The following is a 17,737-nucleotide window of genomic DNA, read 5'->3' as shown; positions in this document are numbered from 1 at the left end:
TGGTCAGCGGGGAGTCTACGCGTCGCGCACGTTCTCGGGCTGTGCGTCCGAGCAGGCATGAGATGCCACAGTCCGATGGCAGGTGGGCGCGATGCACCCGATGAGGCCGCGCTGCTCGCGACGGGGGTCAGCGCGTGGTGCGGCCCTCGTCGTCCAGCACGCCATCACGCATCCGGAACCCGGAGACGCCGCTGAAGATGATCGTGACCATCGTCTCCAGGATCTCCTCCCGTGCGGCGTCATCGGACGCCTCGTGCAGCAGCTGCCCGGCCAGCTGGGTGTAGGAGATCAGGCCACGGCCCAGCACGCGGGCCTCCTCGGTGGACAGGTGTCGGATGGTCATGAGCACCCGGCCCAGCTCGAGCGCCATCTCATCGAGCACCTCGGTCATCCGTGCGCGCACCGCATCGGAGACCGCCTCCTGGCCGGTGAACAGCCGCAGCGAGTTCTCCAGGGAGATGAAGCGGTAGAAGCGCAGCAGGCCGTGCCGGATCCGCTCGCGCGGCCGCATGTCCGGCGCCTCCAGCGCCCGCACCTCGGCCAGCATGCGCTCGCCGACGATCCCCAGGACCTCGACGAACAGCGTCTCCTTGGTGTCGAAATGCTGGTAGAGCACAGGTTTGGTGACGCCGGCGGCCTTGGCGATGTCATCCATCGAGGTGGCCTGGTAGCCGTTAGCCGTGAACACCTCGGTGGCGACCTCGAGCAGCTGGGCACGACGCTCGGCGCGCGGCAGTCGGACCGTGGGGGGAGTCGACACGAGGGCCTCCGGGACTTCGGGGAGCACGCCGCCGCAGCGGCATGGAGAACGTAGGGCTCCGCTACTGTACCGCCGCGTGTCCGCCGATTCGTTCACATGGCCCCGAGCCGACCAGCGAGTTGCCTGGCCGACCAGCGGTGTGCAGCGTTGTCAGGACCATGCGGTGCAATGGGGGCATGCGCGCAAGACGAGACGGCCAGCGGGCCGACGGTGAGCAGATCAGGCTGCTGGGCCCTGATCTGGGCGCCCTGCCGCCCGTGCTCGATGCCGCGCAGCTCGATGCCGCGCAGGCCACCGCGCTCGAGACGTTCCTGGCCGGACGCAGCATGATCGTCCACGCCGCCCCCGGCGCGGGCCGCACGGCCCTGGCGCTGTGCGCTGCCACGCAGGCGCGCGCCCGCGGGGAGGACACGCTGCTGCTGGCGCCGCGCCGCCGCAACGCCGGGATCCTGCGTGATGCGCTGGGCGCGGCCGGGGAAGGCGGCGTGTCGGTGATGACCCCGTCGGCCCTCGGGTTCTCGATCTGCCGCACCGCCGCGCGGCGCCGCGGCGCCCCCGAGCCCACCCTGGTCACCGGGGCCGAGCAGGATGCGCTGCTGGGGGAGCTGATCGCGCTGCGGGAGGACTGGTACCTCAGCACCGATCCGGCCGCCCGCGCCCTCCCCGGCTTCCGCACCGAACTGCGGGACCTCCTCACTCGCGCCGCGGAGCTGGGGCTCACCCCCGCTGACCTCGAGCAGCTGGGCCGCGACCGGGGGCGCCCCGCCTGGGTCGACGCCGCCGCGATCCAGCGCGACTACCTCGGCGTGCTCGACCTCGAGGCCGCCTCAGCCCTGGACGCGGGAGAGCGCCTGGACTCCGGAGCGCTGCTGCGCCGCGCCGTCGGCCACCTGGCCGCGGACCCGCTCAGCCCCCCGCCCGCCCGCGCCGTGATCATCGACGACGCCCAGGACCTCACCGCGGCCGGCGTCGAACTGCTGCTCGCGCTCGCCGATGCCGGAGCCCGCCTGCTCGTCCTCTCCAGTCCTGATACCGCCGTGGACACCTTCCGTGGCGCCCTGCCCGATGCGGCGGCGCGCCTGCGTGAACGTCTCACCGGCTCGCCGGGGGGCCAGCAGGGTGGCCCGCAGGAGGTGCTGCTCGAGAGCTCCCGCGCACAGCAGGACGGGCCCGCGGCGGTGGTCGATGCACTGCGCGGGCGTCTCCCGCTCGCCGGTGCCCCGGCACGCTCCCGTCGGCCCCGCACGGGCGCGCCCGGGGGCCTGGCGGTCCTGCGCGCCCGGGATGCGCTCGATGAGGCGCGATTGATCGGCTCCGTGCTGCGCGACCTGCACCACGGCCAGGGCGTCCCGCTCGATGACATGGCGGTGGTGTGCCGCTCCGGGGCCGCCGTCGCGGATGTCGCCGAGCTGCTGGCCCGCACCGGGCTGCGCGTCCATGTGCCCCATCGGCCACAGCCGCTGCGCGACGTGCCGGTGATCGCCGACCTGCTGACCATCCTCGAACTCGGCCAAGCAGAGGAGGGGGCCCGCCCCGATCCCGCGACCGCCACTGCGCTGCTGCGCGGCCCCTTCGGGGACGCCGACGCGCTGCGCCTGCGCCGCATCCGGCGCCTGCTGCTGAGCGCCCACCGCGACCGCGCCGCGGCGGCGGACCCCGCACCGGGCGACGGGCCAGAGAACGGCCCCCGCAGCGAGGAGCTGCTGGCTCGTGCGCTGGTCGACGACGAGGTGCCGGGCCTGCCCGACCCCGCCGAGCGCGACCGCGCCGCGGCCCCCGTGCACCGCGTACGCGCCATGCTCCGCGCCGCCCGCGAGCATCGCGACGAGCCCGCCGAACAGGTGCTGTGGCACACCTGGGACGCGGCACGGCTCGCCACCGGCTGGCGGCATGCCGCACTGGGCGATGCCGCCGATACCGACGGGGCCCGGGCACGCCTGGCCGCCGGGCGGCTGGATGCGCTGCTGGAGCTGTTCGCCGCGGCCGAGCGCCTCACCGACCGTCGGCCCGGCGCCGGGGCCGGGGAGCTCATCGAACAGATCCGCGCCCAGGCCGTGGTCGAGGACACCCTCGCCGCCGCCACCCCCGCCCGCGGTCGCGTCGCTGTGCTCACCCCCGCCCAGCTCGCCGACGAGCATCGCGACACCGTGGTGCTCGCCCGCGTCCAGGAGGGCGCGTGGCCGGATCTGCGACTGCGCTCCACCCTCTTCGGCGCCACGGAGCTGTCGCTGATAGCCGGAGTGCGCGGCGAACAGGAGGTGCCCGAGAACATCGAGGCGCTGCGGGCCCTGCAGCGCCAGCAGGTGCTGGCCGATGAGCTGCGGCTGGTCCTCAGCGCCCTCTCCCGCGCCCGCTGCCGCGTGCTGATCACCGCGGTCGAGGACGAGCACGGCGAGCCCTCCGCCCTCGTGGAGGTGCTCGAACGCATCGCCGCGGACCCCGCGGCGGCGCCGCCCTGGGTGGGTGAAGACGACCTGCGCGCAGACCCCGGGCCCGCCCCCGATGTGCGCCGCCTCGTCGCCGCGCTGCGCACCCGCCTGCATGGAGATGACCCCGATGCGGCCGCTGATGCCGCCCGCGCTCTCGCCCAGCTCGGGCGCTCCGGCGCCCCCGGCACCGACCCCGCCCAGTGGTACCACCAGCCCCCCAGCTCCGTCGAGCCGCTGCAGGACGCGGGAACCGCACCGACCCTGTCCCCGTCAGCCCTGGAACGCGCCGCCGCCTGCCCGCGCGCCTGGCTGTTCGAACGCTCCGGCGGCACCCGGACCGGCAGCCCCGCCCCGCTGATCGGCACCGCCCTGCACCTGCTGGCCCAGCGACACCCCGCCGGGGTGCCGGACACCGAGCAGGCGCGCACCGATCTGCTCGGCGAGCTGCACAGCTTGCTGCGCGCCGTCCCCGGCTCCGCCACGTGGTCCGGGCGGCGCCGGATCCGCCACGCCGAGGACGCCGCCCTGCTGCTGGCCGAACATCTGCGCGGCGCCGGACAGCCCCGCGCGATCGAAGCCCCCTTCACTCTCGAGCTCGGGCCAGTGCACCTGCGCGGCACGATCGACCGCATTGAGGGTGATGAGACGGGCCTGCGCGTGGTGGACCTCAAGACCGGCCGCAGCCCCAAGACCGCCGCCCAAGCCGAAGAGGACCTGCAGCTTGCGGCCTACCAGGCGGCCGTGCGCGACGGCGCCCTGGACGAGCAGCTCGGAGCAGGCGCCGGGGAGAGACTCAACGGGGCGCAGCTGGTGTACGTCGGCACCGGAACCCGCCGCGCCGCCGTGCGCACCCAGGGCGCCCTCACCCGCGCCGAGGACCCCACCTGGTTTGACACCGTCGTCACCGAAGTGGCCCGCGAAGTCTCCGGGCCGACGGTGACGGCGCGACGGAATCCGCACTGCAGCCGCTGCGCCGTCCGCAGCTCCTGCCCGCTCCAGGACGAAGGGGAGCAGCTATGACCCCCCGCCACAGCGCTGCACAGCTCGCCGCCCTGCTCGAGATGCCCCCGCCCACCGCAGAGCAGACCGCCGTCATCGAAGCGCCGCTCGCCCCGATGCTCGTGGTCGCCGGAGCCGGCTCCGGCAAAACCGAGACCATGGCCTCCCGCGTGGTGTGGATGATCGCCAACGGCATCGTCGAACCCCGCCAGGTGCTGGGCCTGACCTTCACCCGCAAAGCCGCCCACGAGCTCGCCGAACGGATCTCCCGGCGCCTTGCCACCCTCACCCAGGCGATGCAGGCAGAAGGGCTCACGCTGCCGCCCGGGCTCGAACGCGGCAGCGATGACCTCATCGGCCAGCGCCCCGTGGTCCACACCTACAACGGCTTCGCCCTGGACCTGGTGCGTGAGCACGCCCTCGCCGTCGGCATCGACCCCGAGCTGACCATGATGTCCACCTCCGCCTCCTGGCAGCTGGCCCACAGCATCGTCGAAAGCTGGGATGACTCCCTCGAACTGGACGCCTCCCCGGCCACTCTCACCGCGGCCCTCATCTCGCTCACCTCCTCCCTCGCCGACCACCTCGTCACTCCTGCCCAGCTGCGCGAGCACCTGCAGCAGATCCACCACCACCTCAGCTCCATCCCCCTGCAGGCCGAAGGGCGGCGCCGCACCACCCCGCGGACCGTCGCCTCCGCGCTGCGCGCCCTCGAAGGGCGGCTGGATCTCATCCCCCTGCTGGAGCGCGTCGCCGACGTGCGCACCACCACGAGCGCCCTCGATTTCGCCGACCAGGTGGCGCTCGCCGCGCGCGTCGCCCGGGAGGTCCCCGCAGCCGCCCAGACCGCCCGCCGCCTGCACCGCGTGGTGCTGCTCGATGAGTTCCAGGACACCTCGATCGCGCAGCTGCGCATGCTCGCCGACCTCTTCGGCCCCGGCCATGCCGCCTGCGCCGTCGGAGATCCGCAGCAGGCGATCTACGGCTGGCGCGGCGCCTCCGCCGCCTCCCTCGCCTCCTTCGCAACCGCCTTCGCGAGCCCTGAGCAGCCCGTGCTGCAGCGCAGCCTGTCCACCTCCTGGCGCAACGACCAGGCGGTCCTCGCCGTCGCGAACCGCCTCGCCGGCCCACTGCGCAGCGCCGGCGGCGGCGTAACCATTCCCGAGCTGCAGCCGCGGCCCGGTGCAGGGGAGGGGGCCTGCGAGATCATCGAGACGGCCGATGAGATCGCCGAGGCGCACGCGATTGCCGACTGGGTGCTGGCGCGCCGCGCCGAAGACCCCGACCCCGCCCAGCCCTCCACCGCCGCGGTCCTCGTCCGGGCCCGCCGCCAGATCCCCCCGCTCGTCGACGGCCTCACCTCCCGGGGACTGGCGGTGCATGTGGTGGGACTCGGCGGGCTGCTGCACCGCCCCGAAGTCGCCGATGTGCGGGCCCTGCTCACCGCCGCCCACGACCCCGCCCGCGGCGATGCCCTCATGCGCCTGCTCACCGGCCCCCGCTTCCGCCTGGGCGTGCGCGACCTCGCCGTCTTGGGTCGCTGGCAATCGCATCTGGCGTCGCGACGCCGCAGCGACCGCGACCCCACCGCCCACGACGACGCCGAGGACGTCACCCTGCTGGATGCCGTGGACGACCTGCCGCCGCGCGAATGGACCGACCCCGCCGGGCGTGCCCTCAGTGCCACCGGCCGTGAGCGTCTGCTGCAGCTTCAGGACCTCCTGCGCCGGATGCGCCGCCTGTTGCCCCTGCCGCTGCCGGACCTCCTCACCGCCGCGGTGCGCGCCCTCGATCTCGACCTCACCCTGCTTGAGCGTGACGGCAGCTCCCGGGCTCTCGCCGACCTCGAGGCGCTGCGCGAGCATGCCGCCGGATTCGAGGCGACGGCCCGCCGCGGTGACCTCGGTGCCTACCTCGACCTGCTCGAGATCAGCGAAGACGAGGAGGCGGGTCTCGCGGTCGCCGCCGCCGGAGAGGAGAGCACCGACCCATCGGCCGTGACCATCGTGACCATGCACTCCGCCAAGGGTCTGGAATGGGATCTCGTCGCGGTCGCGGGACTCACCGAAGGCACCGTCCCCTCCTATGACCTGCGGCGCGCGAAGACCGATGAGCACGGCCGGGTGCGGATCCCGGCCGACGGGTGGCTGGGTCCGCTGCGGACCGCGAGCGTCCCCACCGCCCTGCGCGGCGATGCCGAAACCCTGCCGGAGCTCGCCTGGGACGCCGCCGATACGCAGGTTGATGCCGAGGCGCTGCTCGAGCAGTACCGCCTGGCCGAGGGAGAGGAATCGCTACGGGAGGACCGTCGGCTCATGTACGTGGCCGTCACCCGGGCCCGCCGCCGCCTGCTGCTGACCTCCGCCGCCTGGCGGCAGGGACTCACCAGGCCCCGCCCGCGTTCGCGATACCTCGCCGAGCTCGGTGACCTCGTGCCCGAGGCGTTCCGCACCGTCGCCGACGTCCCGGCGGACAATCCCCTCGAGGCCGAGCGCCCCACCGCGACATTCCCACCCGCCCCGGGCCCGGCCGAGCAGGCCCGCGCCCGCGCCGCCCAGCTGCTCGAGACCGCGCACAGCAGCGGAGAGGAGCCGCAGGATGAGCAGCTGGCTGAGCTGGTGCGCCGCGCCATCGCGGACCTCGCCCAGCAGGCCGCACCCCCGGCCGTGCACTCCCCGCCGCGACTATCCGCCTCACAGGTGGTGCGCCAGGCCCAGGACCCCGCGGGCGCCGCCCTGGATCTGCTGCGGCCCGTGCCGCGCCGCCCCTCCGCCGCGGCCGCTCGCGGCACCGCCTTCCACGCCTGGCTCGAGGACCGTTTCACCGGCTCCGCGCTGCTGGACCTCGAGGACCTCGCCGAGCTCACCGATATCGAGGATGAGCAGAGTGCCCTCGATGCGGCGAGCCTTCGCGAGACGTTTCAGGCCTCGCCCTGGGCGGCGCGGACCCCCCTGGTGGTGGAGCATCCTGTCCACACCCGGCTCGGGGACGTGACGGTGCGCGGCATCATCGACGCCGTCTTCGCCGACCCCGAGGGGAGCGACGGCAGCGAGGGCGTGATCATCGTGGACTGGAAGACCGGCCGCACCCCCGATGCCCGCAGCCTGCGCGAGCGCTCGCTGCAGCTGTCGATCTACCGCCTGGCCTGGCATGAGGCGACCGGACTGCCGCTGTCGAGAATCCGCACCGCGTTCTTCTTCGTGCCTGATCAGCACACCCATGAAGTGCGCCGCCACCCCTCCCGGCAACGGATCGAGCAGATGCTCACCGGGCAGGTCGCTGGCGGCTGAGAGCGCGATCGGTCTGGGTGGCGGCGGCTCAGGCGTCGTGCGGGGCCGGCTCAGTCGTCCTGGGTGGGGCCGTCGTCGGCGCCGTCGCGGGAGCTGAGCTCGGCGTAGGTGCGCTCGGCCTCTTCCCGGCCCAGCTGCGCCAGATCCGCATCCAGATCCGCGATCATGCCCTGCGCATCGGCGACGATGTCCTCGTCCTCGACCTGCAGACCATGCAGCAGCCACTCGGCCACCGCGAACTCGCCCAGCGCCTGCGCGCGCTCCATCAGCCGCGGATGCGGCTCGATCGGCAGCTCCTCGCGGTAGGCGGCATGCAGCTCATCGAACCGCTCCGGCTCCAGGGTGCTCACCAGCCACGCCAGATCGCTCGCCGGATCCGCCACCTGCGCAGAGGACCAGTCCCGCACCGCGCTGATCCGATGCCCACTGGAGAACAGCGACTCCTCCGAGAGGTCGCCGTGGACGAACTGCGGAGTGAAATCCCACAGCTCCGCATCCTCCAGCAGAGCCTCCCAGCGCTGCGCCACCGCCGCCGGCAGATACCCGCCCTCCCGGACCTGGCGCACCCGCTGGGACTGCTGATCATGCAGCACCTCCGCGGTGAAGGACTCCACTCCGGCTGCCTCCGCCGCATAGCGCGGCACCGCGTGGATGCGCGCGAGCACCTGCCCGAGCGACCGCGCCAGATCCGAAGAGCGCTGAAGGTCATCCAGCATCAGCGGGGCGCCGACGGGCGACTCGGTCACCGCGCAGCGCCCACCCTCGGCGAGCTTCACGAAACCCAGCACCGGCGGGATCACCGCGCGCAGCGGCGTGCCGGAGAGCGCATCGGCCACCTTCAGATCCCGCTCCAGCCGCACCCCGGCCGCCGTCGTGGACGGCGAGAAGACCATCACCCGTCGGCCATCCTCGCTCACCACCCCGGCCACATCGAGGTCCTCCACAGGGACGGGAACGGGCGTGGTCCGCACCGGCACCAGGCCGGGGACCGCCGCCGCAGCGAGAGCGGCCAAGGAGTAGGAGTTGCGATGCACGGATCCACCGTACCCGGCACACCGGCCCCGCTTCGGGAAGGGCACGGGGGAGTCCGCGGGCGTGAGGAGAGCCGCGCCGCGCTGCCCTGGCGACCCGCCGTACTACTCCGCCGAGTACACCGATTCGTGGCAGAAACGGCACAGATCGGTGCACTCGGCGGCGCGGGCCTGCGTGTCGCGGCACCGGACGCCGCGGGCAGGAGGCAGGCGGAGCGAGCGCAGAGGTTGGGCGCTGAGGCCGGACGCGAGCGGTGGCTAGGCTCGCAGCATGGCCATTCTTCGCGGCACCCACCTGCGCACACCACTGACCCCGCACACCTCCGACCGCGACGCCCTCGAGCGCGGGAAGGTGGGGATCCTCGACCCTGGTGAGGATGCCCGCTACCTCGTCACCCGGGCCGGTGCGGTCGCGGTGCGGGAGGACGAGCAGGGGACGCTGCGGGTGGAGCTCGAGAGCGAGGACCCGCGCGAGGGCACGATGCAGCCCCTCGTGCTGCTGGGCCGCCGTGACGGGCTGCGGATCCTCGCCGTCGAGCTGCCCGCCCCGTCGGCCGAGCTCGATGACCCGGGGCGCGACCTGCGCGACCTGCGGCGCGTGGCCGAACACCTGGCCGAGGACGATGCGGATCTCGCCGCCGCCGCGACCGCGATGGGCGCCTGGCACCGCTCCATGCGTTGCTGCCCCCTGTGCGGCGGGGCGCTCGAACCCGAGCAGGCCGGTTGGGTGCTGCGCTGCCGCGAGGATGGCACCGAGCAGTTCCCCCGCACCGACCCGGCCGTGATCATGGCCGTGCGCGACGGGCAGGATCGCCTGCTGCTGGCCCGAAACGCCCACTTCCGCGGGGCCTTCCATTCGGTGCTCGCCGGATTCGTGGAACCGGGGGAGAGCCTCGAGAACGCCGTCGAGCGCGAGGTCGCCGAAGAGGTCGGGGTGCGGGTCACGGAGGTTCAGTACGTGGGCAGCCAGCCGTGGCCTTTCCCGCGCTCCCTCATGCTCGGCTACCGTGCCTGGGCCCCGGAGGGCGGGGAGCTGACGTTGCAGGAGGACGAGATCGCCGAAGCCCACTGGTACACACGCGAGGAGCTCGCGGAGGAGCTCGCCGCCGGGACCATCGAGCTGCCGGGCCCGGCCTCGATGGGCCGGGCGCTGATCGACGACTGGTATGGCCGCTCCGCCGACGCGTGAGCGAGGTTGGGGCGGGGACGCGAGCACAGCGGGTCCGGTGACTGGATGGCACGCGGCGCGACGGTACGTGGCGCGATGGCACGGCTCGATCGCACGCGACGCAATGGCACGCGACGCAACGTCCTCCCCATCGGCGGTTCATCCACAATGCCCGGGGTGGCCCGGCGGAGTGTCAGCCCCGCCTGGCAGGATGATCGGTGATGACTGACACCCCCGCTGCTGACACCGCCGCCGCACGTCCGGAGGCGCCGCCTGCGAGCCCCGAGGCACTGCTGGAGGCCCTGGACCCGGAGCAGCGCGAGGTTGCCGCGAGCTTCGGGCAGCCGCTGTGCGTGCTCGCCGGCGCCGGCACCGGCAAAACCCGCGCCATCACCCACCGCATCGCCTACGGAGTGACGACCGGACAGCTGAACCCCCGCCACGTCCTCGCTGTCACGTTCACCGCCAAGGCCGCCGCGGAGATGCGCTCGCGCCTGCGCGACCTCGGAGTGCCCGCCGTGCAGGCCCGCACCTTCCACGCCGCCGCCCTGCGGCAGCTGCGACACTTCTGGCCCCGCGTGGTCGGCGGACGGATGCCCGAGATCATGCCCAGCAAGGTCGCGGGCGTCGGAGCGGCCTGCCGACGCCTGCACCTGGACGTGGACCGCGCAGCCCTGCGGGACATCGTCGCCGAAGTGGAATGGTCACGCGTGTCCATGCTCACCCCCGAGTCCTACCCCGAGATCGCCGAACAGACCCGTCGGCCCGGCGTGGACGGCTTCGATGCTCGCACCATCTCCCGCATCCTCACCCAGTACGAGGAGGTGAAGAAGGAGAACGACGTCATCGACTTCGAGGACGTGCTGTTGCACATGGTCGGGTTCCTCACCGAACGCGCCGACGTGGCCCGCGAGATCCGCGGCCAGTACAAGCACTTCGTCGTCGACGAGTACCAGGACGTCTCCACGTTGCAGCACGCCCTGCTGCGGCTGTGGCTGGGGACGAGCGATGACCTGTGCGTGGTGGGGGATGCTGCCCAGACCATCTACACCTTCGCCGGGGCCCGCGCCTCCTACCTGCTGGATTTCCGCAAGGAGTTCCCCCGCGCGCACACCATCCGGCTCGAGCGCAACTATCGCTCCACCCCGCAGATCGTGCGGATGGCCAATGCGGTGCTCGACGGCGCTCAGGGCCGCACTCGCGAAACTCGCCTGACCCTCACCTCCCAGCGTGCGGCGGGGGAGCCGCCCGTGGTGGAGACCTTCCCCGATGACCCCGCGGAGGCCGACGGAATCGCTGAGCGCATCGGGGAGCTGATCGCCGCGGGCCGTCCTGCCGCGGAGATGGCGATCCTGTTTCGCACCAACAGCCAGTCCGAGGCCTTCGAGCAGGCGCTGACTGCCCGCGGCATCGGCTACCTGGTGCGCGGCGGCGACCGCTTTTTCGAGCGCCAGGAGGTGCGGCGGGCCATGGTGTCTCTGCGCGCCGCCGCACGCGTGGAACAGCTGGACCCCGCTCGCGCCGTCCGCGATGTGCTGGGGCAGCAGGGCTGGTCCGAGACCGCGCCCGAGACCACCGGCTCGGTGCGCGACCGGTGGGAATCGCTGAACGCGCTGGTGGGGCTCGCCGACACGATCATCGCCCGGCCCGGCGCGACGATGAGCGATCTGGTGCGCGAGCTCGAGGAGCGTGCCGAGGCGCAGGCCGCCCCCGTCGTGGACGGCGTCACGCTCGCCTCCATTCACGCGGCCAAGGGCCTCGAATGGCCGGTGGTGTTCGTGGTCGGGGCGAGCGACGGGCTGCTGCCGATCTCCATGGCCACCACCCCCGCCGAGGTCGAGGAGGAGCGGAGGTTGTTCTACGTCGCGCTCACCCGAGCGAAGGACCTGCTGACCGTCTCCTGGGCAGCGGCCCGTACGCCCGGGGCGCGCGGCTCCCGCAAGGCCTCCCGCTTCCTCGAGGGAGTGCTCGAGCACCCCGATGCGCCCCGCACCGCTCGCGCGGCGACGCCTCGCCGCACCGGGCGCCGCAGCGCGACCATGCACACCCACTGCCGGGTGTGCGAGCAGGGGCTCGTCAGCGCCGCCGATCAGCGCCGCGGACGCCACGCAGGCTGTGCTCCCACGGCCGGTGCCGAGCTGCTGCGTGAGCTGCGCAGCTGGCGCCGCAGCAAGTCCGCCTCCCGGGGCGTGCCCGCCTACGCGATCCTCACCGACGCCGCGCTCGAGGCCGCGGCTGAACGTGCTCCCCGCAGCCGTGAGGAGCTGCTCGCGATTCCCGGCATCGGCCCGGCGAAGATGGAGCAGTTCGGGGATGAGCTGCTGGAGCTGCTGGGCGGAGGCTGAGACGCGGGGCCGGCGTCGGATGCCCTCGTGAGCGTGGTGGCGCTCTGGTGGCCGGTTGCCCCACGTCGACATCACTGCAGGTCAAAAAATAGTTTCGCGCCCGGGAGAAGGGCGTGTAGGCTCAACGGCGTCAAACGTCCGCAGACGTGACCCGGGGAACCGGGGAGCGCGCACAGAAAGGGGGTGGCCCACATGATCAACATCAGGAATCTCGCCGGAGTGACCGGGCAGCCCCTTGGCGCGCCCTCCCTCCAGCCGCGCGAACGGGGCAAGGCCCCCGCGGTGCCCAGCCTGAGCTGACGAGGATCCCCTCGCTGCCGGCGCGGCACCGCCGCCGCGCCCCCGCCCCGCCCACGGGGCAGTCCCCACCCACGGACCTCGAAGCAGCGAGACGATGACTACTTCTCTGACTACTTTCTCTCTGACCGCACCTGCCGGTGCGGCCGCCCTGCCCTGCCACGACGCCGATGCGGCGGACCTGTTCTTCGCCGAACGGCCTGCGGACCTCGAACGCGCCAAGGAGCTGTGCGCCCGCTGCCCCCTCATGGAGCAGTGCCGCGCCGGTGCCCTCGAGCGCGCCGAGCCCTGGGGCGTGTGGGGCGGCGCCATCTTCGAATCCGGCCAGATCATCGCCGTCAAGCGCGGCCGTGGTCGGCCCCGCAAGCACCCCGTCGCCGACGCCGCCTGAGCCGAGTAGGTGCTGGTGACCGGACCGGTGGGCTGCCGCGCCACGCCGGGGCTGCCTACCGAGTGCTCGAGTCGCGCCACGGGCGCCACGCCGGGCTTGCCCGCCCGGCCCCTAACGCGCGCCACGCTGAGGCTTGCCTGTCGAGTGCCGAGGAGCACCACCAGCGCCACGCCGGATTTTGCCTGTCGAGTGCACCGATACGTGGCATTTCTGGCACGTTTCGGTGTACTCGGCGTATCGGGCACGGTGTGTCGGCGTCGACCGGGACCGGGCGAGGCATGGTCGGGCTGTCCGGACCGCGCCGAGCCGCACAGCAGAGCCCCCGGCCACCTCATGGGTGACCGGGGGCTCTCGCGAGCTCGCAGTACGTCGATCAGGCGGTGTTGACTGCCTGTTCTCCTACCGCTCGCGGGCTCGCAGTACGTCGATCAGGCCTTGCCCAAGATGCGGTTGAGCTTGGTGCTGCACTCGGGACACACGGCCTTGGCCATGCGGCGGCCGTTGGAGACGACCACGTTGCCCTCAGCCTCACGCTTCTCGCGGCACTTGACGCAGTAGAACTCTCCGGCGTAGGTCTCGTCGGCCATATCCGCTCCTCATCACGGGGTGAACAGTGTCCTCCCGCACCCGGCGACACTGCGCCGCCCGAGCCGGGACCGATCCACCATAGCGGCGCTCCGCCCGCCGCTACGAATCAGAAGTCCGCTGTGGACAGTGTCACTGCCCATGACCGCGGGACCGGGCAGAGGACACAGTCCGACGGGGAGAGAGCGGCTCGACGAGAAAAGGTACAGCTTGGTGGGAAATGACGTTGCCCGGCCGGAGATAAAGCTGCCCGGCGGGAGAGGACGCGGGCCGATGGCTAGGACACCGCCCGACGGGGGCGGCTCGTCGTGCGCTTCGGGATCAAGCAGGCTCGTAGGAGCCGAGGAAGTGCGCACGACGAGCCGACGTCGTAGGCCCCGTGCGCCGCAGGGGGCGGAGGGCCGTGGAACCCCCGGGGCGCTCAGCACCACGCGCACCTTCCCCGTGTGCGTCCTGCTAGTTATCCAGGGGTTCCACGTGGAGGGAAACCTAACGCCTCCCCGCCGAGCGGGTCAAAGCGCGTTCGGGGACGCTCTGTGGACAACTCGGCCCGGACTGTGGATGACGTGTTCACGATGAGGAACGCATTGTGGAGGACGTTGCATCCGGGCCGTCCACAAAGCTCTGACCTGAGGTTTCAGTGTGCACCGTTGTGGACGAAAAAACTTCGTGACCTGTTCGTGGCAGTCTGCCTCCATGCCTGCTCGCACCTCCGAACTCACCGCGCACGACCACGTCACCGGGCCCCGCGGGGAGCGTGTGCTCGTGCGCCGCTCCGCTCGTCGGCGCCGCACCGTCTCCATCGCCCGCAGCGACGGCAACTTGGTCGTGTCCATCCCCGCGTCCATGAGCCGACGGGAGGAACGGCGCTGGGTGGAGCAGATGGTCCAGCAGCTGCGCGACAAGGAGCAGCGCAATGCCCCGCCCCGCCGCTCCGACGCGGATCTGCTCGCGCTCGCGCGAGAGGTCAGCGACACCTACCTCGGCGGCCGGGCGCGCCCCGCATCGGTCACCTGGTCCACGCGGCAGAACCGCCGCTGGGGCTCATGCACCTCCGCTGATGCGACCATCCGCCTGTCCCACCGTCTGCAGGGCATGCCCGACTATGTGGTGCGCGCGGTGATGATGCACGAACTGGTGCACCTGCTGGTCCCCGACCATGGCCCTGAGTTCCGGGCCCTCATGGCGAACTACCCCGATGCCGAGCGGGCGAACGCCTTTCTAGACGGCGTCACCTGGGCCACCCACCAGCCTGGCGGGCCCGGACCGCTCAGCGATGCCGATGAGGCATGAGCCCCGAGAGCCGATGAGGCATGAGCTCTGAGAGGCGCATCACCGCACGCACATAGATCCCGGGCCCGTTGCCTGTGCTCGCGGCGGCGAGCGCAGAGATCTCATCGGCTCTTGTGAGCACAGCATCCGCTCCGCCCAGACTGGCGGCCCCCAGCACCTCGCGCGCCACCTTCTGCTTCACATCCAGCAGGCTGTGCCCACTGCTGGGCAGCTCGAGGAGATGCCCCCGCGGTGCCAGCGAGACGATCCACTCGGCTATGGTGCGGGGAGTGCGCAGATCCCGTTCCCCGGACAGCGCGATGAGCGGCATCGGTGCCTGCTGCGCCGCTGCCGCGAGGTCATAGGGCTCGCCCGCGAACGCCGGGAAGCGTTCCGCCAACTCCGCAAAGGCGACACCGGGGTCGAAGGGCAGCCCGTCGGGCTCCGGCGCGTAGTTCAGCTCGCGGAACGCAATCGTGCCCACGAGGTCGAACTCCATTGCGCGCCCAGTGCCGCACAGAGGCGTACATCATCGAGATGCTGAGCCCGGGGCCGCCGGGAACCGCGAGGATCGGATGAGAGTCAGGGAACGGTCCGGTGCGCGTGTAGGTCAGGGGGAAACGGCTCCCGGCCGCCGTCGGGCGGGGAAGCGTCCGTGCAGCGTGCCGTCGTCGCAGACGCGCCGCCTGCTTCTGCCACTGCTGCCCGCTGAGCTGCACGGGCTTAGCTCTCGGGCGCTCATCCTGGTGTGCTATGGAAGAGTCATAGGTGCGAGTCCCACCTGCCCCACGGCGACTTTCGGATAGAGGCGACGTCGGATGGTTTCCCGACCGGCCTGCCTTCGCTCAGCGCTGTGCATCGACCAGGCGCGCGAGCGCCGCCAGTGTTTCCGGCAGGTCCGCCACCGTGCCCGCGGGCAGGGCCGACAGATCGCGCCCGGCACGGCCGGGCCGCCGCGGCCACGGCACCCAGCGCACCTTGGGCGACTCATCGCTCGCCCGCAACGGCACCGCGCTGGCCGGGGCCGGTGCGCGCAGCAGGTACTGCACATCCCAGTGCGCTCGGCAGCGACCGAAGGCCGCGGAGAGATCATGCTGGTGCAGCATCGCCGGGCCGTCCCCGACGCGCTCGAGCTCCTCAAGCCCCGTCTCCTCGGCGACCTCGCGTCGGGCCGCGAGCTCCAGATCGATCTCCCCGGGCTCGAGGTGCCCGCCCGGCTGCACCCAGAACTCGCCCTTGCGGTGCCACACGAGGGCCACCTGCTCACCGGGCGCATCCACGACGATCGCACTGGCCGTGAGATGCACGGGACCGCCATCGCGGTACAGCGCCCGCGGGGAGCGCTCGAGCAGATCCAGGTACTCCTTCGCCCGCTGCGGCCCGGAGACGGAGCTCGCTGCCGCGGCGAGCTGCGCGCGCACGAGGCCCAGATTCGGGACAGCAGGCTCCGGGGTGCCCTCAGCGTGCGGTGCCATCACCGTCGCCGGACTCATCTGCATCGTCGGCACCGGACCCACCGGCCCCGGACTCATCACTCGCGGGACCTTCAGGGTCGGCGATCCCGCCGCGGTCGTTCTCCCGCGGCGCATCCTCCGCGCCGTCCCCGGCCAGCAGCTTCGCGAGCTCCGCATCGAAGTCCTCGGGGAGGGACACGTCGGCGAGCTCCTCGGCCTCCTGCGCCCCAGCCCCCTCGGCTGGGGCCTGCGGGCGCCCGGAGAGCACCTCGGCGCTCGGCAGCAGATCCGGATGATCCCACTTGGCTTCGCGGCCCTCGGCCCCTTCGGTCGCCAGCACGCTCTCCCACCAGGCCAGGGCCTCCCGCACCCGGCGCGGTCGCAGCTCGATGCCGATCGTGGAGGACAGCATCTGCTCCGCCGGACCACCGGCGGCGCGGCGGCGCCGCAGCACCTCCCGCATCGCCTCCAGATCCGGCAGCTTCCCGCTGAGCGCCTGCGTGGTCACGTGATCCGCCCACGCCTCGATGAGCGCGAGCGTCGTGGCGAGCTCCTCGAGCGCTCGTTCCTGGGAGGCACGGCGGGTGAAGGTGAACATCTCCTCGGGTTTGCGCGCCTGCAGCGCCTGCGGATCCGAGAGATCCATGCCGCGCACCATCTCATCGAGCGCATCCAGATCCAGGGTGATGCCGCGCGCGTAGTCCTCGATCGCCGAGAACAGGGCCTTGCCCAGCCACGGCGCGGCATCGAACAGGGCGGTGTGCGCGATCTCGCGGGCGGCCAGGAAAATCCGCGCCGCCCCCGGGTCCAGGGAATGCGCCGCCATGAGGTCCTCGACGTTCGCGGCCACGAGCGCAGGCTCGCCCTCGCGCCCGAGCGGCAGCCCCAGATCCGTCGTCCCCGCAGTCTCCCGGGCGAGAGCGCCGATCGCGTGACCGAACTGCACCCCGAACATCGTGGCGCCGATGCGCTCCATCATCGCCGCCGGATCCATCCCGGCCATCCCCGGCATGCCCGGAATGCCCGGCATCCCCGGGATTCCCTCGGCTCCGCCCATCTGCCCCAGCTGCGCGGAGATCGCCTCGCCGATCGCGCCAGCCATGTACATGGCCACTGGCTCCACGATCGGCTTCCAGCGCGGCAGGGTGCGCGCCAGCCACGTCCCGCGGCTGTAGACCTCCAGCTCCGTGGAGGGCACATCGATCGCGAGCACCGGATCCAGCCACAGTCGCGCCACCTGCGCTGCCTGCCGCAGCTGCGCCACCTGTTCGTCGCTCGGCCCCGGGTCGCCGGGGGTGCCGGAGGGATCGGGCGCCCCCGGGATGCCCTCCTGCCCGGCGGCGGTGCGGCGCGCCACATCCTCGGCGAGCTGCCAGTTCACGCCCTCGTTGCCGCCGGTGAACATCTGCTGCATCTGCGCGGCGGCAGCCCGCAGCACCGCGGGATCCTGCGGCAGGTTGGCCTGCTGCGCGAGCGCCGACAGATCCATCCCATCGAGCGCTCCCTCGGGCAGGGCCTGCCCGAACGTCTCCTCGAGGAAGCGCTTCAGGGCCTCCTCGTCCATACCCCCGGGGCCGCCCGGGTTCGGCTGGTCATTCATGGCCACCTCCAGCGTCGCGTTGGTCACCCAGCGTACCCACGGCCTGCTGGATCCAGCCTCCATCCTGCGGTCCGCTTCGCTCTGGGCGCAGCGAGCCCGGGGCGCAGCGGGCTCCG

Annotated in this window: 12 protein-coding genes; 6 read left to right on the top strand and 6 right to left on the bottom strand. The window is 72.5% G+C overall.

All coding sequences use genetic code 11. The features are described from left to right. Nucleotides 1–127: 127 nt before the first annotated feature. A complete protein-coding gene (locus CJ197_RS09380; protein ID WP_102236487.1) occupies nucleotides 128–760 on the bottom strand; it encodes a TetR/AcrR family transcriptional regulator in 633 nt (210 codons plus the stop codon). A gap of 176 nt (nucleotides 761–936) precedes the next feature. Here CJ197_RS09380 and CJ197_RS09375 point away from each other — a divergent pair, with 176 nt between their 5' ends. Together CJ197_RS09375 and CJ197_RS09370 are read left to right on the top strand one after the other, a co-directional pair. Next, on the top strand, nucleotides 937–4,209 hold the full coding sequence (locus CJ197_RS09375; RefSeq protein ID WP_102236486.1) for a PD-(D/E)XK nuclease family protein: 3,273 nt from the start codon (nucleotides 937–939) through the stop codon (nucleotides 4,207–4,209). Then, entirely contained in the window at nucleotides 4,206–7,478 is a 3,273-nt protein-coding gene (locus CJ197_RS09370) for an ATP-dependent DNA helicase (protein ID WP_102236485.1), read from the top strand. Before CJ197_RS09375 ends, CJ197_RS09370 begins: the two co-directional genes overlap by 4 nt. A 50-nt stretch (nucleotides 7,479–7,528) precedes the next feature. Here CJ197_RS09370 and CJ197_RS09365 read toward each other — a convergent pair whose 3' ends face one another. Beyond that, nucleotides 7,529–8,512, bottom strand: a complete 984-nt coding sequence (locus CJ197_RS09365) for a phosphotransferase (RefSeq protein WP_102236484.1) — start codon at nucleotides 8,510–8,512, stop codon at nucleotides 7,529–7,531. Nucleotides 8,513–8,780: 268 nt separating this feature from the next. Between CJ197_RS09365 and nudC the strand changes: the two genes are divergently transcribed. From nudC to CJ197_RS09350, 3 genes are all read left to right on the top strand, one after another. Further along, nucleotides 8,781–9,698: an NAD(+) diphosphatase gene (gene nudC / locus CJ197_RS09360; RefSeq protein WP_102236483.1), complete on the top strand. Its 918-nt coding sequence runs from the start codon at nucleotides 8,781–8,783 to the stop codon at nucleotides 9,696–9,698. 200 nt (nucleotides 9,699–9,898) lie between these two features. Next, complete coding sequence (locus CJ197_RS09355) at nucleotides 9,899–12,022, top strand: ATP-dependent DNA helicase UvrD2 (RefSeq protein ID WP_102236482.1); 2,124 nt, start codon at nucleotides 9,899–9,901, stop codon at nucleotides 12,020–12,022. Between the two features lie 394 nt (nucleotides 12,023–12,416). Further along, nucleotides 12,417–12,710, top strand: coding sequence for a WhiB family transcriptional regulator (locus CJ197_RS09350; RefSeq protein ID WP_102236481.1), 294 nt, complete (start codon nucleotides 12,417–12,419; stop codon nucleotides 12,708–12,710). A 428-nt stretch (nucleotides 12,711–13,138) separates the two neighbouring features. Here the strand turns inward: CJ197_RS09350 and CJ197_RS15360 are convergent, their stop codons facing one another. Continuing rightward, a complete protein-coding gene (locus CJ197_RS15360; protein ID WP_102236480.1) occupies nucleotides 13,139–13,297 on the bottom strand; it encodes a DUF5679 domain-containing protein in 159 nt (52 codons plus the stop codon). 694 nt (nucleotides 13,298–13,991) lie between these two features. Here CJ197_RS15360 and CJ197_RS09340 point away from each other — a divergent pair. Next, complete coding sequence (locus CJ197_RS09340) at nucleotides 13,992–14,588, top strand: M48 family metallopeptidase (protein WP_102236479.1); 597 nt, start codon at nucleotides 13,992–13,994, stop codon at nucleotides 14,586–14,588. Here the strand turns inward: CJ197_RS09340 and CJ197_RS09335 are convergent. The 3 genes from CJ197_RS09335 to CJ197_RS09325 all read right to left on the bottom strand — a co-directional run bounded on the left by CJ197_RS09335 (nucleotide 14,566) and on the right by CJ197_RS09325 (nucleotide 17,621). Further along, nucleotides 14,566–15,051: an alpha/beta fold hydrolase gene (locus CJ197_RS09335; protein ID WP_146007744.1), complete on the bottom strand. Its 486-nt coding sequence runs from the start codon at nucleotides 15,049–15,051 to the stop codon at nucleotides 14,566–14,568. The two genes, CJ197_RS09340 and CJ197_RS09335, sit on opposite strands and share 23 nt — an antisense overlap. Before the next feature lie 361 nt (nucleotides 15,052–15,412). After that, on the bottom strand, nucleotides 15,413–16,042 hold the full coding sequence (locus tag CJ197_RS09330) for an NUDIX hydrolase (protein ID WP_102236477.1): 630 nt from the start codon (nucleotides 16,040–16,042) through the stop codon (nucleotides 15,413–15,415). Further along, nucleotides 16,026–17,621 (bottom strand): zinc-dependent metalloprotease, encoded by a 1,596-nt coding sequence (locus CJ197_RS09325; protein WP_102236476.1) that lies wholly within the window; start codon nucleotides 17,619–17,621, stop codon nucleotides 16,026–16,028. The genes CJ197_RS09330 and CJ197_RS09325 overlap by 17 nt, the downstream gene beginning before the upstream one ends. Nucleotides 17,622–17,737 lie beyond the last annotated feature (116 nt).

This window comes from Brachybacterium sp. UMB0905 (assembly GCF_002871795.1).
GTDB lineage: Bacteria > Actinomycetota > Actinomycetes > Actinomycetales > Dermabacteraceae > Brachybacterium.
Note: the sequence above shows the minus strand (reverse complement) of the source record. Positions and strands in the feature narration are given on the sequence as shown.

Coding starts and splice junctions, on each gene's coding strand:
- CJ197_RS09375 (WP_102236486.1), top strand. CDS start 937: ATGCGCGCAAGACGAGACGGCCAGCGGGCCGACGGTGAGCAGATCAGG.
- CJ197_RS09370 (WP_102236485.1), top strand. CDS start 4,206: ATGACCCCCCGCCACAGCGCTGCACAGCTCGCCGCCCTGCTCGAGATG.
- nudC (WP_102236483.1), top strand. CDS start 8,781: ATGGCCATTCTTCGCGGCACCCACCTGCGCACACCACTGACCCCGCAC.
- CJ197_RS09355 (WP_102236482.1), top strand. CDS start 9,899: ATGACTGACACCCCCGCTGCTGACACCGCCGCCGCACGTCCGGAGGCG.
- CJ197_RS09350 (WP_102236481.1), top strand. CDS start 12,417: ATGACTACTTCTCTGACTACTTTCTCTCTGACCGCACCTGCCGGTGCG.
- CJ197_RS15360 (WP_102236480.1), bottom strand. CDS start 13,297: ATGGCCGACGAGACCTACGCCGGAGAGTTCTACTGCGTCAAGTGCCGC.
- CJ197_RS09340 (WP_102236479.1), top strand. CDS start 13,992: ATGCCTGCTCGCACCTCCGAACTCACCGCGCACGACCACGTCACCGGG.
- CJ197_RS09330 (WP_102236477.1), bottom strand. CDS start 16,042: ATGGCACCGCACGCTGAGGGCACCCCGGAGCCTGCTGTCCCGAATCTG.
- CJ197_RS09325 (WP_102236476.1), bottom strand. CDS start 17,621: ATGAATGACCAGCCGAACCCGGGCGGCCCCGGGGGTATGGACGAGGAG.